25 protein-coding genes are annotated in these 26,488 nt (G+C 43.1%); 3 read left to right on the top strand and 22 right to left on the bottom strand.

Going from position 1 to position 26,488, the window contains the following annotated elements; translation table 11 throughout:
• The first annotated feature begins 16 nt into the window (after positions 1-16).
• Both ACESZG_RS08195 and ACESZG_RS08190 read left to right on the top strand, forming a co-directional pair.
• The gene (locus tag ACESZG_RS08195; protein ID WP_008706534.1) at positions 17-529 is read left to right on the top strand and encodes a DUF4364 family protein; all 513 of its coding nucleotides are present in this window, start codon (positions 17-19) and stop codon (positions 527-529) included.
• A gap of 201 nt (positions 530-730) precedes the next feature.
• Positions 731-2,050, top strand: a complete 1,320-nt coding sequence (locus ACESZG_RS08190; RefSeq protein WP_349080685.1) for a replication-associated recombination protein A — start codon at positions 731-733, stop codon at positions 2,048-2,050.
• A 106-nt stretch (positions 2,051-2,156) separates the two neighbouring features.
• Here ACESZG_RS08190 and ACESZG_RS08185 read toward each other — a convergent pair whose 3' ends face one another.
• The 9 genes from ACESZG_RS08185 to infC all read right to left on the bottom strand — a co-directional run bounded on the left by ACESZG_RS08185 (position 2,157) and on the right by infC (position 9,197).
• Positions 2,157-2,780 (bottom strand): AAA family ATPase, encoded by a 624-nt coding sequence (locus ACESZG_RS08185; RefSeq protein WP_025578074.1) that lies wholly within the window; start codon positions 2,778-2,780, stop codon positions 2,157-2,159.
• Between the two features lie 14 nt (positions 2,781-2,794).
• Positions 2,795-3,505, bottom strand: coding sequence for an ABC transporter ATP-binding protein (locus ACESZG_RS08180; protein WP_020993607.1), 711 nt, complete (start codon positions 3,503-3,505; stop codon positions 2,795-2,797).
• 12 nt (positions 3,506-3,517) lie between these two features.
• Entirely contained in the window at positions 3,518-4,276 is a 759-nt protein-coding gene (locus tag ACESZG_RS08175) for an ABC transporter ATP-binding protein (protein WP_025578122.1), read from the bottom strand.
• A gap of 3 nt (positions 4,277-4,279) precedes the next feature.
• Positions 4,280-5,335, bottom strand: a complete 1,056-nt coding sequence (locus ACESZG_RS08170; protein WP_020993609.1) for a branched-chain amino acid ABC transporter permease — start codon at positions 5,333-5,335, stop codon at positions 4,280-4,282.
• Positions 5,336-5,345: 10 nt separating this feature from the next.
• A complete protein-coding gene (locus tag ACESZG_RS08165; RefSeq protein ID WP_008706530.1) occupies positions 5,346-6,233 on the bottom strand; it encodes a branched-chain amino acid ABC transporter permease in 888 nt (295 codons plus the stop codon).
• A gap of 248 nt (positions 6,234-6,481) precedes the next feature.
• Positions 6,482-7,636, bottom strand: coding sequence for an ABC transporter substrate-binding protein (locus ACESZG_RS08160; RefSeq protein WP_020993610.1), 1,155 nt, complete (start codon positions 7,634-7,636; stop codon positions 6,482-6,484).
• A 429-nt stretch (positions 7,637-8,065) separates the two neighbouring features.
• Positions 8,066-8,422, bottom strand: coding sequence for a 50S ribosomal protein L20 (gene rplT, locus ACESZG_RS08155; RefSeq protein WP_022380175.1), 357 nt, complete (start codon positions 8,420-8,422; stop codon positions 8,066-8,068).
• 47 nt (positions 8,423-8,469) lie between these two features.
• A complete protein-coding gene (gene rpmI, locus ACESZG_RS08150; RefSeq protein ID WP_008706525.1) occupies positions 8,470-8,667 on the bottom strand; it encodes a 50S ribosomal protein L35 in 198 nt (65 codons plus the stop codon).
• Positions 8,668-8,702: 35 nt separating this feature from the next.
• Positions 8,703-9,197 (bottom strand): translation initiation factor IF-3, encoded by a 495-nt coding sequence (infC, locus tag ACESZG_RS08145; RefSeq protein ID WP_008706524.1) that lies wholly within the window; start codon positions 9,195-9,197, stop codon positions 8,703-8,705.
• 604 nt (positions 9,198-9,801) lie between these two features.
• Here infC and ACESZG_RS08140 point away from each other — a divergent pair.
• The gene (locus ACESZG_RS08140) at positions 9,802-10,131 is read left to right on the top strand and encodes a DUF1540 domain-containing protein (RefSeq protein ID WP_008706523.1); all 330 of its coding nucleotides are present in this window, start codon (positions 9,802-9,804) and stop codon (positions 10,129-10,131) included.
• A 146-nt stretch (positions 10,132-10,277) separates the two neighbouring features.
• Here the strand turns inward: ACESZG_RS08140 and ftsZ are convergent, their stop codons facing one another.
• The 13 genes from ftsZ to ychF form a co-directional block, all read right to left on the bottom strand.
• On the bottom strand, positions 10,278-11,456 hold the full coding sequence (gene ftsZ, locus ACESZG_RS08135; protein ID WP_227194384.1) for a cell division protein FtsZ: 1,179 nt from the start codon (positions 11,454-11,456) through the stop codon (positions 10,278-10,280).
• A 217-nt stretch (positions 11,457-11,673) separates the two neighbouring features.
• Positions 11,674-12,813: a cell division protein FtsQ/DivIB gene (locus ACESZG_RS08130; protein ID WP_373217951.1), complete on the bottom strand. Its 1,140-nt coding sequence runs from the start codon at positions 12,811-12,813 to the stop codon at positions 11,674-11,676.
• Between the two features lie 19 nt (positions 12,814-12,832).
• Positions 12,833-14,116, bottom strand: coding sequence for a UDP-N-acetylglucosamine 1-carboxyvinyltransferase (gene murA, locus ACESZG_RS08125; protein ID WP_055059346.1), 1,284 nt, complete (start codon positions 14,114-14,116; stop codon positions 12,833-12,835).
• A gap of 80 nt (positions 14,117-14,196) precedes the next feature.
• A complete protein-coding gene (locus ACESZG_RS08120; protein WP_008706519.1) occupies positions 14,197-15,294 on the bottom strand; it encodes an FtsW/RodA/SpoVE family cell cycle protein in 1,098 nt (365 codons plus the stop codon).
• 86 nt (positions 15,295-15,380) lie between these two features.
• On the bottom strand, positions 15,381-16,736 hold the full coding sequence (murD, locus tag ACESZG_RS08115; protein WP_022380471.1) for a UDP-N-acetylmuramoyl-L-alanine--D-glutamate ligase: 1,356 nt from the start codon (positions 16,734-16,736) through the stop codon (positions 15,381-15,383).
• 54 nt (positions 16,737-16,790) lie between these two features.
• Positions 16,791-17,747, bottom strand: a complete 957-nt coding sequence (mraY, locus tag ACESZG_RS08110; RefSeq protein ID WP_025578129.1) for a phospho-N-acetylmuramoyl-pentapeptide-transferase — start codon at positions 17,745-17,747, stop codon at positions 16,791-16,793.
• A 108-nt stretch (positions 17,748-17,855) separates the two neighbouring features.
• Positions 17,856-19,691, bottom strand: a complete 1,836-nt coding sequence (locus ACESZG_RS08105) for a peptidoglycan D,D-transpeptidase FtsI family protein (RefSeq protein WP_373217948.1) — start codon at positions 19,689-19,691, stop codon at positions 17,856-17,858.
• Positions 19,692-19,760: 69 nt separating this feature from the next.
• Entirely contained in the window at positions 19,761-21,944 is a 2,184-nt protein-coding gene (locus tag ACESZG_RS08100; protein WP_373217947.1) for a peptidoglycan D,D-transpeptidase FtsI family protein, read from the bottom strand.
• A gap of 65 nt (positions 21,945-22,009) precedes the next feature.
• The gene (locus ACESZG_RS08095; RefSeq protein ID WP_020993617.1) at positions 22,010-22,588 is read right to left on the bottom strand and encodes a hypothetical protein; all 579 of its coding nucleotides are present in this window, start codon (positions 22,586-22,588) and stop codon (positions 22,010-22,012) included.
• Positions 22,589-22,603: 15 nt separating this feature from the next.
• On the bottom strand, positions 22,604-23,539 hold the full coding sequence (rsmH, locus tag ACESZG_RS08090; protein WP_008706511.1) for a 16S rRNA (cytosine(1402)-N(4))-methyltransferase RsmH: 936 nt from the start codon (positions 23,537-23,539) through the stop codon (positions 22,604-22,606).
• Between the two features lie 50 nt (positions 23,540-23,589).
• Positions 23,590-24,021, bottom strand: coding sequence for a division/cell wall cluster transcriptional repressor MraZ (gene mraZ, locus ACESZG_RS08085; RefSeq protein WP_020993618.1), 432 nt, complete (start codon positions 24,019-24,021; stop codon positions 23,590-23,592).
• Between the two features lie 293 nt (positions 24,022-24,314).
• Complete coding sequence (gene lgt / locus ACESZG_RS08080; protein WP_242857107.1) at positions 24,315-25,337, bottom strand: prolipoprotein diacylglyceryl transferase; 1,023 nt, start codon at positions 25,335-25,337, stop codon at positions 24,315-24,317.
• Positions 25,338-25,357: 20 nt separating this feature from the next.
• Positions 25,358-26,455, bottom strand: coding sequence for a redox-regulated ATPase YchF (gene ychF / locus ACESZG_RS08075; protein WP_008706507.1), 1,098 nt, complete (start codon positions 26,453-26,455; stop codon positions 25,358-25,360).
• Positions 26,456-26,488: the final 33 nt, after the last annotated feature.

Genomic DNA, 26,488 nt, shown 5'->3' with positions numbered 1-26,488 from the left:
GCAAAGGAGGGATAAAATGGCAACACCATTCACAGTTTACAAATTAATCGTATTATACATGCTTCAGAATACCGAAAATACCCTGACAAATTCGCAGATTTCAGAATTTATCCTGGACCGGGAATATACAAACTATTTCCATCTCCAGCAGGCAATCTCAGAACTGGTAGAAGCAGAACTAATCACCATGGACACCCGTTCCAATGTCTCCCATTACCGGATTACCGAAGATGGCATAAAGACTCTCTCCTTTTTCCAGAAAGATCTCTCTCCTGAGATCAAACAGGAAGTCAGGGAATACCTGAAATCCACCGGCTTCAAAGCCCAGGAGCGAATCGTCACTCCTGCCGATTATTACATCACCAAACAGGGAACCTATTCTGTAAGATGCCAGCTCATCGAAAAGGGCAACTCCCTCATCGACCTGAACATCGCAGCTCCTAACCTTGAGGCAGCACAGTCGATCTGTAAAAAATGGTCCACACATTACCAGGAAATATACGGTAAAATAATGGAAGAGCTCTTATAATGCTCTTCCTTTTTATTTCCTAATCTTTACAAAAAAACAGGGATACGTTATACTAAAACAAATATACGTTCTATAGCACTCCTCGTAAATAATGTATATTGATTAAGAGACTTGCTATAATTTGTCAGAAATGCTTTATGTTACTATAAACACGAAATGAAATGTGACTGTTTTATCATCATATTCTATGGAGAAAAAACTATGGATTTATTTGAATACGCCAAATCAAAAACCCTGGACCAGGAATCCCCTCTGGCATCCAGACTACGCCCCACAACTCTGGATGAAGTTGTAGGACAGCAACACATCATCGGAAAAAACACCTTATTATACAGGGCTATCAAAGCTGACAAACTGACCTCCGTCATCTTCTACGGCCCTCCCGGAACCGGCAAGACCACCCTGGCAAAAGTAATCGCCAACACTACCAGTGCAGAATTCACCCAGATCAACGCCACTGTAGCAGGCAAAAAAGATATGGAAGCAGTTGTAAAAGAAGCCCAGCAAAACCTGGGTATGTACGGCAAAAAAACAATCCTCTTCATAGACGAGATCCACCGCTTCAACAAAGGCCAGCAGGACTATCTCCTCCCATTCGTAGAAGACGGAACCATCATCCTCATCGGTGCCACAACAGAGAATCCATACTTCGAAGTCAACGCTGCTTTAATCTCCCGTTCCATCATCTTCGAACTGAAATCCCTGGAGATCTCCGAAGTCAAAGAACTTATCCTTCGCGCAGTCAACGACAAAACAAAAGGAATGGGAAACTATAAAGCCCGGATAGATGAAGACGCCCTCGACTTCCTTGCAGACATGGCAGGCGGCGACGCCAGAAATGCCCTCAATGCCATCGAACTGGGCATCCTCACTACCCCCCGTAGCGAAGACGGTCTCATCCACATCACCCTGGATGTGGCATCTCAGTGCATCCAGAAACGCGTCGTCCGCTACGACAAAAACGGAGACAACCACTACGACATCATCTCCGCCTTCATCAAAAGCATGCGTGGCTCAGACCCTGACGCAGCAGTCTACTACCTTGCAAAAATGCTCTACGCCGGAGAAGACGTCAAATTCATAGCCCGAAGAATCATGATCCTCGCCTCCGAAGACATCGGAAACGCCGATCCACAGGCCCTCTGCGTAGCAGTCGCTGCCTCCCAGGCAGTCGAACGCGTCGGCATGCCCGAAGCTCAGATCATCCTCTCCCAGGCAGTCACCTACATGGCATGCGCCCCCAAAAGTAACTCCGCAGTCAACGCCATCTTCGCTGCCATGGACTCCGTCAAACGCACAAAAACCACAGTCCCGCCACACCTCCAGGACGCCCACTACGGCGGCCACGAAAAACTGGGCCACGGCATCGGCTACAAATACGCCCACGACTACCCAAACCACTACGTACACCAACAATACCTCCCCACCGAAATCCAAGGAGAACACTTCTACGAACTCTCAGAAATGGGCTACGAAAAAAAACTAAAAGAATACCAAACAAAAATCAAATCCCAGTCTTAATAAAAAAATCCGGCAGAAACACTTTTCTGCCTGGATTTTTTATTTCTATCAGCCAATACACAGCGCAGAAAAAAGCAGCCCCTTCCAAGAGAGACTGCCCTTTTCATCATTTAATTCCCATAACCTCCATCTGCGCCAGAATCGCATCCACACACTTCTCAAATCCCAGTTTTCCTGAATTCAGGCACAGATCATAATTTGTCGCATCACTCCAGTCCCCGCCTGCAAATTTACGATAATAATCCTGTTTTCTCTTATCATCTTTGCGAAGGAACTTCTCAATTTCCTCATCACCACCGCTGATCTTCTCTCTGGACTTCTCAACACGGAATTCCCATGGTGCATGAATAAATACTCTCAGTGTATTCGGTCTGTCTCTGAACACATAATTCACGCATCGTCCCACGATCACGCATGGCTCCTTCTCAGCCAGATCATTCACAACCTTTGCCTGATAATTAAAAATATTCTCATCAGAAATAAATCCCTTCTGATCCGGTGCGATCAGTGCCCCTTTATAAAGACCGGTCTTATTGAACAGTGACGCTTTTACTTTTGTCCCTTCTTCAACCTGACCAAATAACTTCACATCAATACCGCTCTCATCCGAAGCCATCTGAATGATCTCTTTACCATAAAAAGGAACTCCCAGTCTCTTAGCCAGCATCTGGCCAACTGTACGTCCGCCGCTACCATACTGTCTCGCAATGGTAATTACAAAATTCTCCATAAAATCCCTCCTGTTTACTCTCCAAGATAAGCCTTCTGAACAGATTCATCATGAAGAAGATCACTTGCCTTACCTTCCAGTGTAATCCTTCCGGTCTCAAGGACATAAGCTCTGTCAGCAATAGAAAGAGCCTTCTTCGCATTCTGCTCAACCAGAAGAACCGTTGTTCCACTCTCACTTACCTCTTTAATGATATCAAAGATCTCATTTACAAAGATCGGTGAAAGGCCCATGGACGGCTCGTCCATCAGAATGATCTTCGGCTGGCTCATCAGCGCACGTCCCATGGCGAGCATCTGCTGCTCACCACCACTTAAGGTACCTGCAGTCTGATTCTGACGTTCCTTCAGACGCGGAAAACGTTTATATACTTTCTCAATGGTCGCATCAATCTCATTTTTATCAGATCTTGTAAAAGCACCCATCTTCAGATTCTGAAGAACAGTCATATTTGCAAACACACGTCTTCCTTCCGGAACATGTGCCATACCCATTGTTACGATCTTGTGAGGCGGAACCTTTGTGATATCCTGTCCGTCATAAATAATATGTCCTGATTTTGCCCGGAGAAGCCCTGTCACTGTATGCAGGGTAGTTGTTTTACCTGCACCGTTTGCACCGATCAGAGCAATAACTTCACCTTCATTTACAGAGAAAGAAACACCCTTCAATGCCTGAATCATTCCATAATAAACCTGTATGTCCTGTACTTCCAGTAATGCCATCTGTCTCTCCTCCTATTCTCCAAGATATGCCTTGATAACTTCCGGATCATGGAGCACATCTGAAGTCTTGCCCTGTCTCAGAACATGACCGAAGTTCAGTACAGTCAGCTCCTCACAGATACCTGAAACCAGCTTCATATCATGCTCGATCAGAAGAATGGTCATATCAAAGTTATCACGAACAAAACGGATGGTATCCATCAGTTCCTCAGTTTCATTGGGGTTCATACCTGCAGCCGGCTCATCCAGAAGAAGAAGCTTCGGCTTTGTTGCCAGTGCTCTGGCAATCTCCAGCTTTCTCTGTTTACCATAAGGAAGGTTGGATGCAAGGATATCTGCCTCTTTGTCCAGATCAAACACTTTAAGAAGCTTCATTGCTTCCTCATTCATGGTTTTCTCAACCTTAAAGTATTTCGGAGTATGTACAATACTTGTAAAAAGGCTGTATTTATCATGATTGTGAAGTCCTGCCTTTACATTGTCCAGCACACTCATCTGATGGAACAGACGGATATTCTGGAATGTTCTGGCGATTCCCGCCTTGTTGATATCAATGGTACTCTTTCCGGTGATATCCTGTCCGTCCAGATTGATGATTCCCTCGTCCGGCTTATACACACCTGTAAGAAGGTTAAAGATTGTAGTCTTACCGGCACCATTCGGACCGATCAGACCATAAAGCTGTCCTTTCTCGATGGAGACATGGAAATCATCCACTGCATGAAGACCGCCGAATGAAATATTTAAATGATTTACTTCCAGCAATGCCATAGCTTATGCCTCCTTTTTCTTAAATTTACTGAAAAGACGCTCTCTCATCTCGATTGCCTTAGGTGCCCAGTTGATCAGCATCATTACGATCAGCACGATTGCATAGAACAGCATACGGTAATCACTGAGTCCACGCAGAAGCTCAGGAAGAAGGTTCAGAATCACTGCTGCAATAATAGAACCACGCATATTTCCAATTCCACCGAGAACTACGAATACCAGGAACATGATAGACATGTTATAACCGAAGTTCTTCGGAAGTGCTGTTAAAGTTGCAAGATTATGAGCATAAAGCACACCGCCGATACCGGCTAATGCTGCTGAGATTGCAAATGCTTTCAGTTTATACTTTGTGATATCAATACCAATTGATTCCGCTGCAATACGGTTATCACGGATTGCCATGATCGCACGTCCGTCTCTGGAATTGATCAGGTTCAGAACTACGAATAAAGTAACCAGGATCAGAATCACACCTATAGTAAAGGTTGACTGTCTCGGTGTACCTGTGATACCCATGGCACCACTGATGATCATTTTTCCACCAGGCTCCATTCCAAGAGACATCTGGTCTTTCATGGAAAAATGGATTCCGTTGCTGTCAATTCCTACATAAAGCACATTGATGATATTCTTAATGATCTCACCAAATGCCAGTGTTACGATAGCAAGGTAGTCACCTTTCAGACGAAGTACAGGAATACCGATCAGGAATCCAAAGATACCTGCACATACAGCTCCGATGATCAGAGCAACGAAGAAACGAAGTCCTGCATTTGTAAATGTATCCATAGTTGCCTTTGTAAATGCTGCACTGGTGAAAGCACCGATACACATAAATCCGGCATGTCCAAGACTTAACTCACCCAGAATACCAACCGTCAGGTTCAGGGAAAGAGCCAGGATAATATATACACAAAGAGGCACCAGAAGACCCTGCATCAGGTTGGAAAGCAGATTCCCTGCGATCATTCCCTGTACGATCAGATATGCTGCAAGAACCATTCCGTATGTAATGAGATTGCTTTTTGTTGTTTTGTTTAATTTCTTCTTTTCCATGTCTGCCACCTCACACTTTCTCCTGAATGTTCTTACCAAGAATACCGGTAGGTTTCACAACCAAAACTACGATCAGAACACCGAATACAATGGCATCAGCCATCTGTGAAGAGATATAAGCTTTACCAAAAATCTCCAGGATACCCAGAACAACACCTCCGATAAAGGCTCCCGGGATAGATCCGATACCGCCAAATACAGCTGCAACGAATGCTTTGATACCAGGCATAGCACCTGTATATGGTGTCAAAGACGGGTATGCAGAGCAGAGAAGCACACCTGCGATTGCTGCAAGTCCGGAACCGATTGCAAAAGTAATGGAGATTGTTTTGTTTACGTTAATACCCATTAACTGGGCAGCGCCTTTATCCTCAGATACGGCAAGCATTGCCTGTCCTGTTTTTGTCTTGCTGATAAAGAGCATCAGACCTGCCATGATCAGGATACCACCGATAATGGTTACGATGGTTACACCAGTGATCACGATAGAACCACCTGCAAGTTTCAGGGATGGAAGACTGATCACGTTACTGAATGATTTGGTATCTGCTCCCCAGATCAGAAGGGCCACGTTCTGAAGCAGGTAGCTGACACCAATTGCTGTGATCAGAACAGCCAGAGGTGAAGCTGCATTACGCAGTGGTCGATACGCAACGCCTTCGATCACAACGCCCATGAGTGTACAGATGATAATGGACAGCAGGATGGCTAAAATCGGATTTAATCCCATGCCGCTGACTGCGACATAAACTACATAAGAGCCGACCATGATAACATCTCCATGAGCGAAGTTCAGCATTTTAGCGATTCCGTATACCATGGTATAACCAAGAGCGATGATCGCATATACACTTCCGAGGCTGATACCACTGATAAGATATGATATAAAACTACTCATAGAAGTCTTTCCTTTCTTATATTTAAATAATTTTATTGTGTGTAAAACTGGCAGATTTGCCTTTAGCGAAATCTGTCTTGTTTATTTTGCCAAAAGTAAATCTGTCATTAACGCATTAATGTAATAACGTATTAGGCAACAGGGCTGTCTGCATAATTCAGACAGCCCCGTTGGCATGCAACCATTGTCCACTCCAGGAACAATTGCATTTTATTTCTTATGAAATCTTTTCAGTTATTTCAATTTCATTATTCCATTGCTGCGTAAGCACCATCTTTGATTTCTACAGCTTTCGGAGCTTTGTTCGGCTCACCGTCTTCTGTCCATGTGATCTCGTCACCTGTAACACCTTCAAGTGTGATCTCGGTCATGCCTTTTTCAAGTGCTGCACAGATATCTGCAACATCCATGTCTGCTTTTACATCTTCTTTTTCTGCTGCTGCTTTGACTGCGTATACTGCATCATAAGCATCTGCTGCGAACTGGTTTGGTGTGTCTTTGTAAGCATCTTTGTATGCTTTTACAAAGTTCTGGGTTTTCTCATCTGTAGAATCTGCTGCAAATGGTGTAAGAAGCATCAGCCCCTCTGCAAGAGATGTATCAAAGTTTTCTACACCAAGGATACCGTCCATACCGTCGCATCCGAAGAATTTAGTTTCAAATCCCATGCTGTCTGCCTGTGCAAGGATCAGGGAAGCTTCTGTATAATAAATCGGAAGGAATACTAATTCAGCACCACCGTCTTTTGCTTTCTGAAGCTGTACGGAGAAGTCTTTATTGTTATCAGCAGTGAATGCTTCGGAAGATACGATTTCAATACCCTGATTAGCTGCTTCTGCTGTGAAGTTCTGTGTGATACCTGATGAATATACATCAGAGCTATCGTAGATAATAGCTACTTTTGTAGCAAGTTTATGCTCTCCAATGTACTGAGCTGCTGCAGTACCCTGGTTCGGGTCAGAGAAGCATACACGGAATACGTTCGGATTAGCAACACACTCTGTTGCAGATCCGGATGGAGTAAGCTGGAACATATTGTCTGCTGCTGTTTCATTTGCTACAGCTACACAAGGTGTGGAAGTAACTGTACCAACCAGGATGTTCATTCCCCAGTCTTTTAATGCGTTGTAAGCGTTCAGGGTTTTCTCAGCATCGTTTTCATCATCTTCAAATTTGAACTCTACCTGATATCCGTTGATTCCGCCGTCTTCGTTTACTTCATTGATTGCAAGCTCTGTTGCATTCTTTACAGCCTGTCCATAGATTGCTGCTGCTCCGGTTACAGGTCCGATTCCACCGATCTTAAATGTAGCATCGTCTGCAAATACAGATACAGGTGCAACTGTTGACATTACCATTGCTGCTGCCGCAGTAACACTGATGATTTTTTTCAGGTTTTTCATAATAAATCCTCCTTATATTTTGTCAGTCCTTTCGTCCCTCTTACGGCTCATAAGATTAGCTTCCGTTACCATTCATTCCACCCGGTATATCATTTTCACCAGATTCCGCAGGTTCATTTATTATGTAGAGGAACTGAAAAGTAACAAAAAGCCAACTGGGTTCCCAGCCGGCTTTGGCTTCCACTGACACTTTAATATGTTGCTGTTTTGAATTATATCACCATATATTTGACCATGCAAGAAAAACTTTATGGAAATTTAAGATTTTTCCGTCTTTCATGGACACTTGACCGTACCGCGCACGCAATTTTATCCCATTCATCGAAAAATGCATTAAAAAAGGTACACACAGAAACCGTAACAATTTCTATGTGTACCTCAAAATTCTGATTTAATTTATCAAATCTTATGTCTCTCTAAAACCGACAATTATGCAATTGCTTTTTTAGCGATCTCAGCAAGTGCTGTAAATCCTTCTGCATCGTTTACTGCAAGTTCAGCAAGCATCTTTCTGTTGATGTCGATGTTTGCAACTTTCAGTCCGTGCATCAGTTTGCTGTAGGATAATCCGTTCATTCTTGCTGCTGCGTTGATACGAGCGATCCAGAGCTGTCTGAACTGACGTTTTTTCTGCTTTCTTCCTGCATAGGAGCTAGCAAGTGCTCTCATTACAGACTGTTTAGCAACTCTATACTGTTTGGAACGGGCTCCTCTGTAGCCTTTTGCCAGTTTTAATGTACGATTATGTTTTTTCTTTGCGTTTAATCCGCCTTTAATTCTTGCCATTTCTTAAATTTCCTCCTGTTTGTCTATCTTCAATGAATAAATGCTTCTTATAAATATGGTAATGCTTTCTTCATGCTCTTAACATTAGTAGCATCAACAACAGTAGATTTTCTCAGATTTCTTTTTCTTTTCTGAGATTTCTTTGTTAAGATATGGCTCTTATAAGCTTTATTTCTTACTAATTTTCCTGTACCTGTTTTTTTGAAACGCTTTGCTGCTGCTCTGCAAGTTTTAATTTTTGGCATTGTTAATTCCTCCTTAAACTGTATCTCTATTATATTTAACGTTTTTCCGTTAAAAACATGGTCATGCTTCTGCCTTCAACCTTCGGTGCCTTCTCCACTGTTGCCACATCTGCAAGCTGCTTTGCAAAATCATCAAGCACATGTCTGCTGCTTGCCATATGTGCCATTTCTCTTCCGCGGAAACGTAATGTTACCTTTACTCTGTCACCCTTGGAGAGGAACTTTCTGGCGGCGTTGACTTTCGTATTCAGGTCATTGGTATCAATGTTTGGAGAAAGTCGCACTTCTTTGACATCGATGGTCTTCTGCTTCTTCTTGGCTTCTTTTTCTTTTCTTGCAAGCTCATAACGGTATTTACCATAATCAATGATCTTACATACCGGCGGTTTCGCCTGCGGGGCAATTTTTACCAGGTCAAGCCCTGCCTCCTGAGCTTTGAACATTGCTTCTTTCGCGGACATGATTCCAAGCTGTTCTCCGTCCGAACCGATTAAGCGTACCTCTTTGTCTCTGATCTGTTCGTTAATCATTAAATTGCTAATTGTAGTGCACCTCCATACCTGTTAGATAGATTCTAATGACTTCTCGTCGCCCTCATTTACATAAAAAAAGCGTGGACAAAATCCACACTCCGCTATCACACTGCTGATATCTTTTCTTCTTAATCTGGGGAACAATCTCTTTATTCCTGCCAACCTTAAATATCAGCCTTCTCTGTGCAATATAAACCCAAGCCGCTAAACTAAATGCGCTGAGGTGAGAGTGGAACTCTGCTTTGTTTTCTTACGTACTTGTATAAGATACCATGTTCAGTCTGCTATGTCAAGTACTTTTCACATTTTCTTTATTTTTTTAGATCTCATGTTACTGTTCACACACCACTATTCCGCGAGGTGTTTTGGCATGAATATGCCAAAATCCCGAGACATACAAGCCAAAATTCCATTGCCGCAGGCAATCTGGAATGAATTTTGGCTACGTTACTGTGAACGGAGTGAACAGTAACGATCTCATGTATATTTTCTCTCAAACTGCACATCCTATCTCCGAAACTTATTCAATGTAACTGTTCAGTACTCTTGCACTACAGCAGTATTGAATAGTTATCTCAGATTTTTTCAGGAGGGTAACTCTATGACAATTCTTAAATGTTCAGCAATGACCTGTGTTTACAACAAAGAACAGCTCTGTTCAAAGGGTGATATTGACGTGACAGGCGAAAATGCTACTTCTGCAAATGAGACAAGCTGCGGCAGTTTCCGAGAGAGAACCGGCAGTTCCATGAAAGACAGCTATACAGATGACTGTGGCTGCGACAAAATCCAGATCGACTGCAAAGCCCATAACTGTACCTATAATGATAACTGCAAATGTACAGCATCCTCCATTCAGGTAGACGGCTCTAATGCACATGCATCTTCCGATACAAGATGTGACACCTTCCAGTGCCATTGTGGCGCATAATATCAACACCATGGCAACAGGATTTTCACCCGTATATCAGGGATAATGAACTTCCCTGATCTGGTCAAAAAAAGAGACATGTCCATCTATATGGAATATGTCTCTTTTGTCTGTCTGTAAATTATTTCACTGCAAAACAGATAATCCTATCTGTTTCTTAAGAAATCCGGAATCTGGATATCCTTCTTCTGAACAGTGCTTGACGGAGTCTTAGATGCTCCAAATGGTGTGGCATTCATAGTTGGAAGGCTGAAGCTAGGCATGTTCATACCGCTTCCTGTTGCAGTTCCGGCTGTTGCTGTACCTGTCGTTGCTGTGGAAGAAGGTCTTCTTGCACCAAAGGAAGAAGCTGTGCTTCTTTTTCCGAAAGGGGTCTGCTGAAGGTTATCATCATTCAGACCTGTTGCAATCACTGTGATTCTGCAGTAGTCAGCAACTGTATCATCATACATGGCACCAAAGATGATGTTTGCTTCCTCACCTGTAAGCTCCTGTACATAGCTTGCGGCATCATTGGCATCCATAAGAGAAATATCTCCGGAAATATTAATGATAACATGTGTAGCACCTTTGATGGTTGTCTCAAGAAGTGGAGAAGATACGGCCTGCTGTACAGCTTCCATAGCTTTGTCGTCTCCTCTTGCTTCACCGATACCGATATGGGCAATTCCCTTGTCTGTCATTACAGTCTGAACGTCTGCAAAGTCAAGGTTAATCAGAGCCGGCAGATTAATCAGGTCTGTAATGCCCTGTACTGCCTGCTGCAGAACTTCATCAGCCTTCTTCAGAGCTTCCGGCATGGTTGTTCTGCGATCTACAACTTCCAGTAATTTATCATTCGGGATAACGATTAATGTATCCACTGCTTTCTTCAGATTCTCAATGCCTGCAAGTGCATTATTCATACGAGTTCTTGCTTCAAAACGGAAAGGTTTTGTAACAACGCCAACTGTAAGGATACCCATTTCTTTCGCTGCTGCTGCGATAACAGGTGCAGCTCCGGTTCCGGTTCCGCCTCCCATACCACAGGTAACGAATACCATATCCGCACCTTCCATTAACTGTTTTACTTCTTCAATGCTCTCCTCTGCTGCTTTCTGTCCAACCTCAGGCTGGGCTCCTGCACCAAGACCTTTGGTAATCTTCTCGCCAATCTGAAGTACAGTTGGAGCTTTGCACAGAGTTAAAGCCTGCTTATCAGTATTAACACCTACAAACTCTACTCCGCCGATGGCCTCTTCCACCATTCTGTTTACTGCATTATTTCCGGCTCCACCTACACCGATCACTATGATCTTGGCAGATGATTCAGCCTCGTTTGACATAATCTCTAACAACGTACTTCCTCCTTTATTTATACCTGATATCCTTTTCAGTGATTTATATCAAAGTTACATATAGATATATCATATATTTTTTTTGAGAATTAATCAACCATTAATTTTGTTTTTTTATACTTTTTTCACTCTTTTTCGGCAATTCCGGTAAATATGTTGTATCAGTGTACGGAGCCTTCTCTGATCTCAAAGTTTCCATATACTATCAATATCCCTCAGAATCATCCCCCTGATAATCACTGTTATCTTCTGTATAATCACCATATCCATCTGAATCATCTGAGTTTCCGTCGTCATATGATGAATCACTTTCTCCATCTTCTGAAGTTTCAGAACTCTGGTCATCTGCGGAACTTTCATCTCCTGAACCATCTCCCGACTCATCAGATGCCGCATCCAGAGATTCCTGTGTAGGCTTCGGTCCCACATAATTACCGGATTCGTCATACTCACCTGCTCCGGTATAATCCCCTTCCTCATCATAACCGCCATTCCAGTTCTCAATTGCTTCCTCAAGAGCAGTCTTCGGTTTTGCACCTACATAATTACCATCCTCGTCATACTCGCCGTCTCCGGTATAATTGCCATCTTCATCATAACCGCCATTCCAGTTCTCAGCAGTAACTTCTTCCTGTTCCAGTTCTTCTTCAAAGGTATTGGACTCCGTAGCCACACTCTCCATATGAAGAATACCTTTTTTTCCCTGAATTTTGGGCAGAATCGCTATCACTCGGTTCATCTTCTCTTCCAGATCAGCATCTTTTCCAAGCTGAACAGTTATATCCCCATAGATGAGGCTGATAAAATAGCTGCTGTCAAACTGGATATGATCGGGGATCATATCATTTTTCTGAAAGATTGTAGACAATGCTACAGCTGTATTCAGTACAGTATCTCCTTTAATATCCAGTTTCTCATCCATCACGATGCTGTTCACCTGAATTCCGTCAAAATACGGAACCGTCTCATCTCTGTTCTGAGAACCCTCCACAAAAATGCCATTTCTGTCAAAATAAATGTAACTGTCAAGATATCGGATGCATCCGACTGTTTTTTTCTCTTTTACGCTGATACAGATGGTATTTCGGTTCAGCTGGGTAACTTTAAATGCATCTACATATGCAATGTCCTCTGTATTTGTAGTGCTGTAGAGCAGTGGTGCAAGGACCGAATTGGAAGCCATCGGTCCCCGAAGCACCATATTCTTTACTTCTTCGTCTGTATAATGGGAAGTTCCCCTCACCTCAACAGTATCTACTTTATAATAGGAAAAAAATACTATCACAGCGACCATAACTCCGGCGCCTATCATACCTGCCAGCATCTTCTTCGTCCTTTTACTCATAGGAGGTCTTTTCCCATAATTACTTTCTCTCATAAATCCTCAAATCCTCTGTCCCCGGCTGCCATATTCTGCAGCCCAAAGTCCGTAAATCTTCACAGATATGCTCATAGCCCCTGCTGATAAACCCGGCTCCTGTAACACAGGTTTCTCCCTCTGCCATAAGTGCGGCAATGAGCAGGGCTGCACCACCTCTGAGATCTCCTGCCTGTACCTGTGTTCCCTTAAGAGTTTTTCCCCCTCTTATGATTGCCTGGTTTCCGCTTACGGAAATATCTGCGCCCATTTTTTTCATCTGAAAAGCACTGCCAAATCTCCGGTCAAAAATATTTTCCCGTATGGTACTCTGTCCCTGCGCACCTGTCAGCACCGCCATCAACGGAGCCTGCAGATCTGTGGGAAAACCCGGATAAATTTCTGTTTCTACTAAAACAGCCGGTCTGACAGCATTCTTTCCATTGACCTCTAGTGTACCACCATTTACTTGATATTGTCCACCTATTTTCCGATATACTTCCATAAACGACTGCAACTCCTCCACAGGTACATCATGAAGAATAATCTTACTTCTTGCTGCCGCAGCCGCACACAGATAGGTACCTGCAACAATACGATCCGGAGGAATACGGTAGTCTCCGCCTTTCAGTTCATCCACTCCTCTGATCGTAATTTCACCGGTTTCTTCTCCTTCTATCAGTGCTCCCATTGTTTTCAGATATCTGCAGAGCCAGAAAACCTCCGGTTCTTTCGCACAATTATAAAGATGTGTTACACCTTTTGCAAGAACTGCTGCCAGTATTGCCTGTTGAGCAGCTCCCACACTCGATTTCGGAAACACAATATCCTGCCCTTCAAATCTGACGCATTCTCCATCCAGGCCTGATGCATTTTCCCGGACATCCGCGCCAAGTGCTCTCAGTGCCATAAGATGGAGATCTATTGGTCTTTTCCCGATCGTACATCCGCCCGGATACCCTATCCTGCATTTTCTGTTTCTTGCAAGCACCGCACCTGCCAGAATGATCGAAGAACGCATTCTGCCTGTATAGACTGCAGGAATTTCTGTTCCGTCTGCGCAGGAACAATCCAGATAAAGATCATGATCGTCCCACCAGGTCACTGCACCAAGACTTTTCAAAATCTCTTCCATACAGAAAACATCTGAAATTCTGGGACATCCCCTCAGAATGCTTAGTCCTCTGTGCATCAGAGATGCGGCTATCATTGGAAGTGCTGCATTTTTTGATCCCTGTATAAAAATCTCCCCGCTGAGAGATGCTTTACCTGTCACATGGATTTCATCCAACCTTTTGCTCCCAAAGAGTCTCTTACTTTACAGTTTATGGCTTTTTCTATTATATGTTACGCCATTCTGAAACCTGTAATTCAATTTATCCTGTCACATTTCCCAACATTCATCGCAAGTCCCATTTCCCCAAGAAGAAACACTGCCGAAGTTCCTCCATAGCTGATAAAAGGCAGCGTAATGCCTGTATTGGGGATTGTATTGGTCACCACTGCAATATTCAAAATAACCTGAAGAGCCAGATGCCCCATAATCCCGCAACAGATAAGAGCTCCGGCCAGATCTTTTGCATGCATGGCAGCCACACCCAGCCGCCACAGAAGCATTGCAAACAGAAAAATCAGAAAGATAGCTCCGGCTGCTCCCATTTCCTCACATATAATCGAAAAAATCATATCATTCTGCGCTTCCGGAACAAATCCAAGTTTCTGCAGACTGTTTCCAAATCCTCTGCCGAATATTCCGCCGCTGCCGATGGCATACAGTCCCTGGATCGTCTGAAATCCTTTTTCATATTTCTCCGGATTTCTCCAGATTGCAAGACGTTCCAGACGATAGCTCTCTGCAGCAAGAAAAACAGCTATGAAACCTGCACCTGCGCTGCCAAGCCCGATAAATTCCAGATATCCCGGATTGGATACAAAAATCAGGATTCCACCGATACCCAGAATAATGATCGCTGTACTCAGATTATTTGAACCTACAAGACCAATGATCGGCAGCAGGGTCAATATTGTCCTGCACATAAATCCAAAGCCCATGGTTGCTTTTTTTGTACGCTCGATCTGCCATGCAAGAAAAAGGATTACAGCAACTTTCGCAAACTCTGAAGGCTGAAAAGATAAAGGTCCAAGATTCAGCCATCTTTTTGAGCCGTTGATCTCCTGACCTACAAAAAGTACTGCGCCGGACAAAAACATTGAAATCAGATATGCCACTGGTCCCAGCCTCAGAAAAAAATGATAATCAATGGAAGAAACCATATACATTACTCCCATACCCAATGCTGTGGCAAATAACTGTTTCTTAAAATAACAGGCAGAGTCGCCGAAACGTACTCTGCCATTATATTCACTGGAGCTGAATAATACTGCCAGGCCAAAAATCACAAGCAGTACTATCAGTACCAGCATCGTCATATCTGTTTTTGATAAATCTGTCGCTCTTTTTCGCGCCATCTGTTTCTCCGCAAAATTATCTATAGCCGGTCACTGCAGCTTCGTCTTTCTCTGCCGGACAGCTATAATTCTTACTTATAGATATTCTACAGATTTCTTACATATTCCTTGAACATATCTCCACGCTGTTCATAGTTATCAAACTGTCCCCAGCTTGCACATGCGGGAGAAAGCAAAACAGCATCTCCAGGCTGTGCTTTCTCCTCACATACCTTTACTGCCTCTTTCAGATCTTCGCAGAGGATGATGTCATGGAAACCATGTTTCTCGGCAGCTTCTTTGATTTTCTCCTTTGTCTGACCGATTAGCACCAGATAACGTACCTTTCCGTCAAATGCCTCAATCCATTCATCATAACCGGACTGTTTATCATAACCGCCGCCGATCAGAAGTGTCGGACGGTTCATTGCCTGGATTCCTTTAATTGCCGCATCCGGGTTAGTTCCTTTGGAATCATTATAATATACAACGCCTTTTTTCTCTGTCACATATTCGATTCTGTGTGCAACAGCTGTAAATTCACAGATGCTCTTACGGATGCTGTCCAAGGATACTCCATCGTAGTAAGCCATTGCAACTGCAGCCATAACGTTCTCAAAATTGTGTTTTCCAAGAAGCTTCAGATCTTCTGTCTTAACTACTTCGATTTCTTTTTCTCCGTCCTTCAGGATGATTTTATTTCCATCCAGATAAATTCCCTCATCCAGTTTACGTCCGCTGGAGAAATATACCACTCGTGGAGTCAGATGTTTTCCAAACTCACGCAGAACCTCATCTTCATAATTCAGCACGCATACATCTTCTGTACCCTGATTCTCAGTGATCAGTTCTTTCACACGTATATACTCTTCCATTGTATGATGACGGTTCAGATGGTCCTCTGTAATATTCAGGATTGCAGATACCTTTGGTGCAAACTCATCAATCGTTTCTAGCTGAAAACTGCTGATTTCTGCAACAGTTACAGAATTTGGCTTCATCTCCAGTGCTTTGGAAGTATATGGGGTTCCGATATTGCCGACTACAAAAACAGACTCACGTGCATCCTGCATAATTTTTCCAAGAAGTGCTGTTGTAGTAGTTTTTCCGTTTGTTCCTGTGATGGCAAGCACTTCACCGTCACCTACTCTGTATGCCAGTTCTACCTCTCCCCATACCGGAAGCCCCTGCTCATAAAAACTCTTTACAAGTGGAAGATCTGTAGGCACTCCGGGGCTTAAAACTACCAGATCAAGACTGTCCTGTACTTCTTTCGGAAGTTCTCCTGCATATACAGTGACCGGATATGTCCCATCTGTTTTATGTACAACTGCGTCTTTATCTGTTTCGGCATTTCCGTCATAGATAACCGGAAATGCTCCTACCTTTGCCAGAAGGTCAGATGCTCCGATTCCGCTTTTTCCGGAACCGAATACAAGTACCTTTTTTCCCTGTAATTCCATAATAATTTTCCTCCCTTTTATCAGCATAACGCTGAAATCTGCTTAGCCAAAATCTTACAGTGCCAGCAGTGCGACCATACACATAACCGCTGTAATAACTGAGAATACCGCAACTACACGTGTTTCAGACCATCCGCATAACTCAAAATGATGATGGATCGGTGCCATCTTAAAAATACGCTTTCCATGTGTTGCCTTGAAATAAGTTACCTGAATGATAACGGAAAGTACTTCGATCAGATAGATCAGACCCACGATCAGGATAAATAACGGCATCTGCATCACATAAGCCGTACCTGCAACAAAACCGCCCAATGCCAGAGAACCTGTGTCTCCCATAAACACTTTTGCCGGATATACATTAAACAACAGAAATCCCATCAGACCTCCCACAACTGCACCTGTGATCGGCTCGATCCCCGATTTCATTCCAATAGAAACTACTGTAAAAAATACTGCAACGATCAGAGTCACACTGGAAGCAAGACCATCCAGACCATCCGTAAAATTAACTCCATTCACAGTACCGATCACAGCAAAGAAAAGAACCGGAACTGCCAGCCATCCAAGATTCAGGAAATGTCCGCTCCAGAATGGGATTCTCATAGTCAGTGAGATATCTGTATACTTAACAATATAAAATACAAAAATCGCAGTCAGAACTACCTGAAGTAAAAATTTCTGCCATGGCAGCAGTCCGTCTGAGCGTTTCAGCACAACCTTCAGATAATCATCCAGAAATCCGATAATTCCAAATCCAAGAGTCAGGAACAGTACCGGAATGATCTTCGGATAATCCCCTACATAAAATAATGCAGTTATCGCTGTGGCGATCAGAAAGATCACTCCACCCATTGTAGGTGTTCCTGCTTTCTTTAAATGGGACTGTACGCCCTCTGTTCTTTCTGTCTGGCCCATCTTCAGTCTCCGGAGAAAAGGAATGATGACCGGTCCTAATACAACGCTGATTGCAAAAGAAATCAGCACAGGGATTACAACTTGAAATTCCATCTTACACCTCGTTCATTCTTTCGTTTTTTCCTGAAAGTTTTTTACTTTCAGATTTCTTTTAGTATAAGGCTTTTTTGCTTATTTATCAACCCTGCCTGCGGAATTTCCCTAATTGCCTTCTGCAGAAAAATCAGAAACATCACTTTTTTCAATTCCAAGATATGGCAGGATATTCTCAAAAATACCACGTATCACAGGTGCAGCTACTGTCCCTCCATAATAGATTCCTTTCGGATCATGAATAATACACAGTCCCAGTATCTGCGGATCTTCTGCAGGTGCAAATCCCAAAAAAGAGGAAATATAACGATTTGCACTTCTTGGCAGTGTCTGAGAAGTGGCAGTTTTCCCACCGATAGCATATCCTTCAATTTTTGCATTTTTTCCGGAGCCCTGAGATACTACTGTTTCCAGGATTTCTCTTATTTCCTTCGAAGTCTCTTCAGAGACAATTCCTTCCTTTACCGGAAAAATCAGTTTCTCACCCTCTGTTCTGTCAGGATTTAACACTGCGACTCCAAAATGCGGTGTCACCCGTCTACCTCCGTTTATAAGCGAACTTACTGTTGCAGCCAGCTGAACAGGTGTAATCTGAAAAGACTGTCCAAAAGAAACCGTTGCCAGTTCCACTTCTCCCATATTTTTCTTCTGATGCATAATAGTTCCTGCCTCTCCCGGAAGATCTATCCCGGTTTTATCCAGAAGTCCAAACTGTCTGAAATACTTATAATAACGTTCTACCCCAAGGCGAAGCCCCACCTCTATAAACACAGGGTTACAGGAATTCTGTGCACCTTCCACAAAATTCTGGGATCCATGTCCTGTTCTTTTTGCACAGTGGATTCTGCGATCCTCCACCACTTTATATCCGGGACAATAAAAACGGTCCCCAGGTGAAACAACACCAGCCTCCAGTCCGGCTGCCATGGTGATGATTTTAAATGTGGAGCCCGGTTCATAAGTATCATTCAGGCAGGGATTTCTCCACATCTGATTCAGTAATTCCTGCTTTCTTTCTGTATTTGTTTTTCCTGATGCTGTCTGCACTGCCAGTTCACTTTGTTCATTGTGATCTTCCGACGGTATTGTTATCCCGGATTTATTTAACTGCATATTCAGATCATCTGTCAGGATAAAAGGATCATTCAGGTCAAATTCCGGCACATTGACACATGCATATATTTCGCCGTTCTGTGGATTCATCAGCAGGATAGATACACGTTCTGCCTGCTTTTCCTCCATTACTTTCAAAGCTGACTGCTGCGCAAATTCCTGAATATTTACATCAAGGCTGATCATCAGGCTTTTCCCCTCTATCGGTTTTTCCCTTGTCTCACCCAATTTATCAATTTCCACACCCCTGGCATCTGTCGTTGTCAGGATTTTACCCGGCTGTCCCCTCAGGATTTCTTCATATTTCACTTCCAGACCGATAATTCCCTGATTATCACCTCCCGTAAAGCCAATGACTTTTGAAGCCAGACTTCCACATGGATAGTAACGCTTATAATCCTCATCAACTTTCACCCCTGCCAGACTGCACTCTCTTATCTCATCACCTGTACTTTTTTCCACATTTGTCTTTACTATTTCTATGGAAGAGATTTTCTCCACTCTTTTTCTCACTTCTGCCTCATCTATTTTCAGTTTTTCAGACAGCAGGGCGATTACTTTTTCAGGTTCTTTAATCTGACTGTGGATCACAGAGATTGTACATACCGTCCTGTTTGATGCCAGAACTTTTCCCTTTGCATCCAGAATCTCCCCTCTGGCCGCTTTGATCTCTCTCTCTCTTTCGTGAAGTTCTTTTGCTTTCTTATAATAATAGTCTGATCTGAAACACATAAGATATACCAGTCTTCCGATAAGGCCTGTCATCATTAAAATACAGCAGAGTAATACCACCCATATTTTTCTCTTGTGAAACGTCATATTTTTTTTCATAAAAAAAGCTCCGCAGAGATTGTCATAACAATATATGACCATTCTCTGCGGAGCTATAACTATACGTTTTTATTCCAGACCTGCTTCTTCATTGGTAATACCGTCTGTCTCTTCGTCATTATCCTCAGTCGTCTCAGCTTCATCATCCTCCAGAGGTGCCGGTGCATCAGGATTGGATACTGCATCTCCTGAAGAATCTGCATCCGTACTTCCCGAAGCACTGACAAGATTTGTAGACATCTTATAATTGCCTTCCTCATCCAATATGTGGTCTCCATTGGCATCCAGCAGATATCCGTTTTCATCAATCCGGTTTCCATCCCAGTCTATCAGATTGCCATCTGCATCCACCAGATTACCGTCACTGTCAAGTTCGCTGTCCGATATGGAAGTACTCTTTAAATGTCCCTTAAACCCTTCCCACAATTCTGTCTCCGGCACTGTTCCATCTTCAGATTCATCCGGCACTACATTCAGATACGTAAGAAGCTCCGAAAGGATTCCCTGTGCAATATACTGCGGATAAGTACTGTTTGCCTGATCCTCTACATTCGGTTCATCTACAACTACATAAATTACCACAGCCGGGTCATCTACAGGAGCAAATCCAATAAAAGAAACCAGATATTTTCCGTTTCCTCGCGGGTATTTCTCCGCTGTACCTGTTTTACCGCCTGAACTGTAACCCTGCACTTTGGAATGACGGCTGGTACCCTGCTGTACACTCAATGCCATATAGCTTCTGATATCACTGGAAATCCTGGAGGAAATCGTCTGCTTCAGAAGTATCGGCGAGATTGTTTTTATAGTTCCGCCATTACTGTCAAGAACCTTTGTCACAAGATGCGGCTGATAATAATATCCGCCATTGATAACGGAACTCATCGCATTGATTTCCTGGATCATGGTACAGGTAAAACCCTGTCCAAAAGCAGAACATGCAAGTTCTGTTTCCCCCATACTGTCCTTAGTATGGATAATACCTGCGCCTTCATTCGGCAGGTCAATCCCTGTCCTTGTTCCGAAATTAAACAGACTCTGTGCTTTGATAAACTGAGTAGCTCCCATCTTGGCACCAATCTGCATCATTGCATCATTACAGGAGTTTGCAATTACCTCTCCCAGTGTCTCTGTGCCATGTGCGCTCGGATAAACCGCACACTTGATCATAGTATCTCCAAAAGTCTGCGATCCATCGCATACAAATGTATCTGTTTCCTGTATCGCACCCTTTTCCAATGCAGAAGCCATGACGATCGGCTTTACAACAGATCCCGGCTCATAGGCATCTGTGACGCAGAAATTACTCCACATACCATTCAGAGCCTCCACTGTTTCCACATCATTCATCGCTTTGATTTCATCTTCTGTATATACAGTGGAAAGATCTCTCGGATTATTCAGATCATAACGGTCACCACCATCCATGGCAATAATCTCACCGGTGGACGGATTTTCAACAATGACACCTATATTCTTGGCCCCCATTGCCTCTTTAAATCCATTAACATATTTCTCAACAATCTGCTGTGCACCGATGTCAATGCTGGTCTGAATGCTTTTTCCATTCACCGCAGCAATAATGGTCTGCTCCACATCTGAATCATCATTGATATACCCATACTGTCTTCCGTCTACGCCTGTCAGTGTGCTGTTATAGTACCCTTCCAGTCCGATATCTGCCACATCTCTGTCCAGTGCAAAACCAATTGTATCGCATGCTGTTTCATTAAACGGGTAACTTCTCAGATAATCCTCTTCAAACCAGACGCCTTTGATATTTGCCCGTTCCTTTGCCTGCGCTTTAGTAAGACCGGAATCTTCATCCTCTGCCTTATATTTTTCAAATTCTTTCTTTTTGTCCATAGACAGCTGTTTTGTCAGTACCTGATACTGACTCTGGCTGGTTCTTGAATCGGCCAAAAGAGAACGCACTGTTTCTTCATCAATCCCCAGCACCTCATTTAAGGCACGTATTGTTGGCTCTACATAGTCCTCATCTGAATTTACAGTTTTGCAGTCCAGGATCACATTATAAACTTTATTGCTGGTAGCCAGTATATTTCCGTTCTTGTCATAAATATCGCCTCTCTTTGCCGGCAGTACCTGGCTCTCATATTTCTGCTGTGCCTGGCTTAACACCTGTTTTTTGTATTTGCTTCCACTGGTAGCATTAATATAAGTAATTCTCAGCACTAATATTACCAGAAGCAGTAACACAATTCCAAACAATATCAGCAGCTTTTCTTTCATGTTTTGATTTATTTTTCTCTGTGGTCTTCTTCGACTCTTTCTTCCCGTATTGCTCAATTAATCACCTACTTTGAATCTGGTATATCCTGATACTGTCTTACATAGCTGTTACCCGATGTAGAATAGGTTACTGTCTGATCATCTGACGGATATTTCATCCCCAGTCTCCCCAATGCAGTCTGCTTGATCTTATTCAGATCCACATTTGATGTCACCTGGCTGTAATATGCATCATTATCTTCTTTTAAATCTGCCAGTTCCTCCTCAAGAGATGCAACTGTACTCATCTTTGCGGTAATCTCTGATTTGTAACGAAGATATTTCACAGAGCAGAATAATATCGCCACACATACAACTGCCAGAAACGCTACAAATCCCCAGTTCATTGCAGTCGCCTTCTGCCTGTTCTTCTGTGCTTCTTTACTCAACTGATGTTTCTGCCTTGGTACCTGCGCAGGACTCGCCTGCACTCTTCGGTTTCGATTGGTCTGCTGCCTTCCCGGATTCTGTCTTCCCGGCTGCCTCTTTCTCTCCGGAACTTCTGCAAGACGTCTGACCGTATTTCCGTCAACATACATTCCTCTGTTTGTTCTGGCACTGGTTCTGCTTCTTCTTGCTGTTTCACTCCTGGTCGTTCTCGCCATTTCATGCCTCTCTAATTATAATACTCTCTCAAAAATCCGAAGCTTTGCACTTTTGGAACGCGGATTCTCTTCCATCTCTGTCTCCCCCGGAAGAATCGGCTTTCTTGTGATCACTTTTCCTTTGGATTTCTTCCCGCATACGCATACAGGAAAATCTGAAGGGCAGGTACACGGATTCTCATTTTTTCTGAAAATCGTCTTTACAATTCTGTCCTCCAGAGAATGAAAAGTGATAATGCAAAGTCTTCCGCCATCATCAAGGATATCGATCATTCCATCCAGAGAATCCCGCAGCACATCGAGCTCTCTGTTAAGCTCAATACGGATTGCCTGAAAAGTTCTCTTGGCCGGATGTCCTGACTTCACCTGCATCTTCATGGGAATGGATTCTCTGATGATCTCTGTCAGTTCTCCGGTGGTTGTGATCGGTTTCACCTGTCTGGCGGCAACAATATGTTTTGCAATATTTTTTGCAAATTTATCTTCACCGTAATCACGAATAATACGGTATAATTCTTTTTCTTCATAGCCATTGACAATATCGCCGGCTGTCTGCGTCTGGCGCTGGTCCATGCGCATATCGAGCGGTGCATCTACCCTGTAGGTAAAACCGCGTTCTTCATTGTCAAGCTGATAGGAAGATACTCCAAGATCAAGGAGAATCCCGTCGACTTTATAGATGCCTCTTGCTGCCAGTTCCTGTACCATGTAACAATAATTGCTGCGAATGATCGTCGCCTGTTTATAGGGGGCTAACCTCTCACTCGCAGCAATTATCGCATCCTGGTCTTGATCTATGCCAATAAATCTCCCCTTGGCAGAAAGTTTCCTGCATACCTCACCGGCATGCCCTGCACCTCCTAAAGTACCATCCACGTAGATTCCGTCCGGTTTGATATCCAAACCTTCAATGGTCTCTTCCAGTAATACAGATTTGTGTTTAAATTCCATCTCCGTCTCCTGTCTGGATTTACTTTGCAAGATACTTCAAACGAGACCTGTCAGATTGTGATTCCCATGTCCTGCATGCTCTCTGCAATGCTGTCCATGTCATCATAATCACAGATCTCATTCCATTTTTCTTTGCTCCAAACTTCAATTCTGTTCAGATTACCTGTCAGAACCACATCTTTCTCCAGACCGGCAAATTCGCGCAATGTCTGCGGTACAAGGATTCGTCCCTGCCTGTCCAGTTCACATGTAGTTGCTCCAGCTACAAAGAATCGTGAAAAAGTTCTGGCATTTTTATTTGTAAGTGGTAAAGATCTGAGCTTCATTTCAAAGGATTCCCATTCATCCATCGGATAAATGTAAAGACAGCCATCAAGCCCTCTTGTCAGAACAAACTCTTCCCCTAAGAGCTCCCTGAATTTAGAAGGAATGATCAGACGCCCCTTCGCGTCGATCGTGTGGTTATACTCTCCCATGAACATGTTACTCACCTACTCTCGCAAAATCTGAATCTCCCCTTCAGATTTCTCAGGTGGTAATGGACTCTGCCGTTATTCCCCACTCACCACCACTATTCACCACTTTCTACCACTTATGTGCTTATTCTAAACTATTTAGGCTGAAAAAACAAGGGGGAGAAAAAGATTTTTAAAATTTAGAACTCTGTTAACATTTATGAAACAACCTTATTTTTACGAGAAAAATGGGCTTTTATACACAAAAAGTGGGTTGAATTTCCACTTTCAACCCACTTATCTTTCAGATATATGTTTTTTTACTGTTCTTCTTTTGAATTTGTGGGAGAATTTCCCACATCTGGCTTTACCTGTTCATCCATCTCCGGCCGGATTTCCGGTTCCGGTTTCATTTCAGAAGTCTCAGGAAACATCTTTTTTTCTTTCACTGACTCATCCAGAAATCTTTTTCTCCTCTGCCGGCGTATAGTATCTCTTTTCTGTGCCATCACTCTGCGTATGATCACTACAGGCATAAAAACAGCAAATAATATAGCGGAAATTACCAGCGAAATCCCCACTTTTGTCCCCGGAATATAAAGCTTATCTGTTCTGAACCATTCAAAGAAAAACCTTCCCAGACCATAACCTGCCAGATAGATCATAAACAATTCGCCTTCATATTTCTTTTTTCGGCGCATGGCCATCAACAGCAGAAATAACAGCAGACACCACAGACTTTCATAAAGAAAAATCGGCTGAACCTGAATATATGAAATCCCATTTATAGTCAGCAGATTATCTCTCATTGCTCCCGAAACTTCTCCTGACCGCACAGCTGAAACCGGTATCTGCATTGCCCATGGCAGATCTGTATATTCTCCGAAAGACTCTCTGTTAAAAAAGTTACCCCAGCGCCCTATAGCCTGTCCCAGAAGTATTCCGGGACACGCAATATCGGCACTCTGCCAGAATGACGTTTTGGTAATCCTGCAAAATACCGCTGCCGCAAGAAATCCAAAGAGCAGACCACCATATAAAGCGTAACCACCATTTCGAAAGTCCAGTATGGCATTCAGATTTTCTTTATAAAATCCCCATGAAAAAGCCACATAAAATAATCTGGAACCTGCCACTGAAACCAGCAGGGAGATAAGCATCATATCGAGATACCTGTTCTGATCTTCCCCATTTCGTTTCGCTTCAAGTGTCACAAGTCCCATTCCAAGAAGAGCACCCACGGCAATCAGTACTCCATATATGGTGAATTCCATTCCAAATATCTGAAATGAGCGTGGCACATAATCAAAGACCAGGCCAAGTCCCGGAAAACGTATCGACATTTCCATAAATCACCTGTTCATCATACATTGAATCGGAATAAGATCACATCTCCATCCTGTACAACGTATTCTTTACCTTCCATTCTTACAAGACCTTTCTCTCTGGCACCTGCATAGGAACCACAGTCCAGAAGATCCTGATAATTTACAACCTCAGCTTTAATAAATCCTCGCTCAAAATCTGTATGGATCTTACCTGCTGCCTGCGGAGCCTTTGTTCCGATTTTAATCGTCCATGCTCTTGTCTCATCCTCACCTGAAGTAAGGAAACTCATCAGTCCAAGGAGATGATAGCTTGCTTTTACAAGTTTCTCAAGTCCTGATTCTGTCAGTCCCAGATCCTCCAGGAACATTTTCTTCTCATCATCATCCAGTTCAGAGATCTCTTCTTCGATTTCTGCACAGATAACGAAAATCTCACTGTTCTGCTCTGCCGCATATTTGCGCACTGCCTGTACATGGCTGTTGCTTTCACCGTCATCAGCCAGATCTCCTTCTGCTACGTTTGCTGCATAGATCACAGGCTTCCAGGTAAGCAGATTATAAGTAGACATCCAGGCTTCTTCATCTTCATTTTCCATTTCCATAGTGATTGCCATCTTGCCATCTTCCAGATGTGTTTTTACCTTCTGAAGGAAATCAAGCTCCTTGGCAGCCTCTTTGTCCATGCGTGCTGTTTTTGTAACTTTTGCAATTCTTCTCTCAAGGATCTCAAGGTCTGAGAAGATCAGCTCCAGATTAATAGTTTCAATATCACGGATAGGATCAATACTTCCATCTACATGGATAACATTGGAATCTTCAAAGCAGCGGACTACATGAACGATTGCATCTACCTCACGGATATTTGCAAGGAACTGGTTTCCAAGGCCTTCTCCTTTGGATGCTCCCTTTACAAGTCCTGCAATATCTACGAATTCAATTACAGCAGGTGTCACTTTCTTAGAATGATAAAAGTCTCCGAGAAGCTTCAGTCTCTCATCCGGCACTGTAACAACACCTACATTAGGGTCAATGGTACAGAACGGATAATTTGCAGATTCTGCGCCTGCCTTTGTCAATGAATTAAATAATGTACTTTTTCCAACATTGGGTAATCCGACGATTCCTAATTTCATTTTTTATATTTCCTCCTATAAATCCTTTGATTT

The sequence above is a fragment of the Blautia sp. Marseille-P2398 genome, from assembly GCF_964240315.1.
GTDB lineage: Bacteria > Bacillota > Clostridia > Lachnospirales > Lachnospiraceae > Blautia_A > Blautia_A wexlerae.
Note: the sequence above shows the minus strand (reverse complement) of the source record. Positions and strands in the feature narration are given on the sequence as shown.

Bases quoted from the DNA above. Each gene is read 5' to 3' on its own strand.
- ftsZ (WP_227194384.1), bottom strand. From the start codon at position 11,456: ATGTCAAACGAGGCTGAATCATCTGCCAAGATCATAGTGATCGGTGTA.
- ACESZG_RS08100 (WP_373217947.1), bottom strand. From the start codon at position 21,944: ATGAAAGAAAAGCTGCTGATATTGTTTGGAATTGTGTTACTGCTTCTG.
- mraY (WP_025578129.1), bottom strand. From the start codon at position 17,747: ATGGAATTTCAAGTTGTAATCCCTGTGCTGATTTCTTTTGCAATCAGC.
- infC (WP_008706524.1), bottom strand. From the start codon at position 9,197: ATGATTAACGAACAGATCAGAGACAAAGAGGTACGCTTAATCGGTTCG.
- ACESZG_RS08190 (WP_349080685.1), top strand. From the start codon at position 731: ATGGATTTATTTGAATACGCCAAATCAAAAACCCTGGACCAGGAATCC.
- ACESZG_RS08180 (WP_020993607.1), bottom strand. From the start codon at position 3,505: ATGGCATTACTGGAAGTACAGGACATACAGGTTTATTATGGAATGATT.
- ACESZG_RS08095 (WP_020993617.1), bottom strand. From the start codon at position 22,588: ATGGCGAGAACGACCAGGAGTGAAACAGCAAGAAGAAGCAGAACCAGT.
- murD (WP_022380471.1), bottom strand. From the start codon at position 16,736: ATGGAATTACAGGGAAAAAAGGTACTTGTATTCGGTTCCGGAAAAAGC.
- ACESZG_RS08185 (WP_025578074.1), bottom strand. From the start codon at position 2,780: ATGGAGAATTTTGTAATTACCATTGCGAGACAGTATGGTAGCGGCGGA.
- ACESZG_RS08175 (WP_025578122.1), bottom strand. From the start codon at position 4,276: ATGGCATTGCTGGAAGTAAATCATTTAAATATTTCATTCGGCGGTCTT.
- mraZ (WP_020993618.1), bottom strand. From the start codon at position 24,021: ATGTTCATGGGAGAGTATAACCACACGATCGACGCGAAGGGGCGTCTG.
- ACESZG_RS08130 (WP_373217951.1), bottom strand. From the start codon at position 12,813: ATGAGTAAAAGGACGAAGAAGATGCTGGCAGGTATGATAGGCGCCGGA.
- rpmI (WP_008706525.1), bottom strand. From the start codon at position 8,667: ATGCCAAAAATTAAAACTTGCAGAGCAGCAGCAAAGCGTTTCAAAAAA.
- ACESZG_RS08105 (WP_373217948.1), bottom strand. From the start codon at position 19,691: ATGAAAAAAAATATGACGTTTCACAAGAGAAAAATATGGGTGGTATTA.
- ACESZG_RS08195 (WP_008706534.1), top strand. From the start codon at position 17: ATGGCAACACCATTCACAGTTTACAAATTAATCGTATTATACATGCTT.
- rsmH (WP_008706511.1), bottom strand. From the start codon at position 23,539: ATGGAATTTAAACACAAATCTGTATTACTGGAAGAGACCATTGAAGGT.
- ychF (WP_008706507.1), bottom strand. From the start codon at position 26,455: ATGAAATTAGGAATCGTCGGATTACCCAATGTTGGAAAAAGTACATTA.
- lgt (WP_242857107.1), bottom strand. From the start codon at position 25,337: ATGTCGATACGTTTTCCGGGACTTGGCCTGGTCTTTGATTATGTGCCA.
- ACESZG_RS08140 (WP_008706523.1), top strand. From the start codon at position 9,802: ATGACAATTCTTAAATGTTCAGCAATGACCTGTGTTTACAACAAAGAA.
- rplT (WP_022380175.1), bottom strand. From the start codon at position 8,422: ATGGCAAGAATTAAAGGCGGATTAAACGCAAAGAAAAAACATAATCGT.
- ACESZG_RS08165 (WP_008706530.1), bottom strand. From the start codon at position 6,233: ATGAGTAGTTTTATATCATATCTTATCAGTGGTATCAGCCTCGGAAGT.
- ACESZG_RS08120 (WP_008706519.1), bottom strand. From the start codon at position 15,294: ATGGCGCGAAAAAGAGCGACAGATTTATCAAAAACAGATATGACGATG.
- ACESZG_RS08170 (WP_020993609.1), bottom strand. From the start codon at position 5,335: ATGGAAAAGAAGAAATTAAACAAAACAACAAAAAGCAATCTCATTACA.
- ACESZG_RS08160 (WP_020993610.1), bottom strand. From the start codon at position 7,636: ATGAAAAACCTGAAAAAAATCATCAGTGTTACTGCGGCAGCAGCAATG.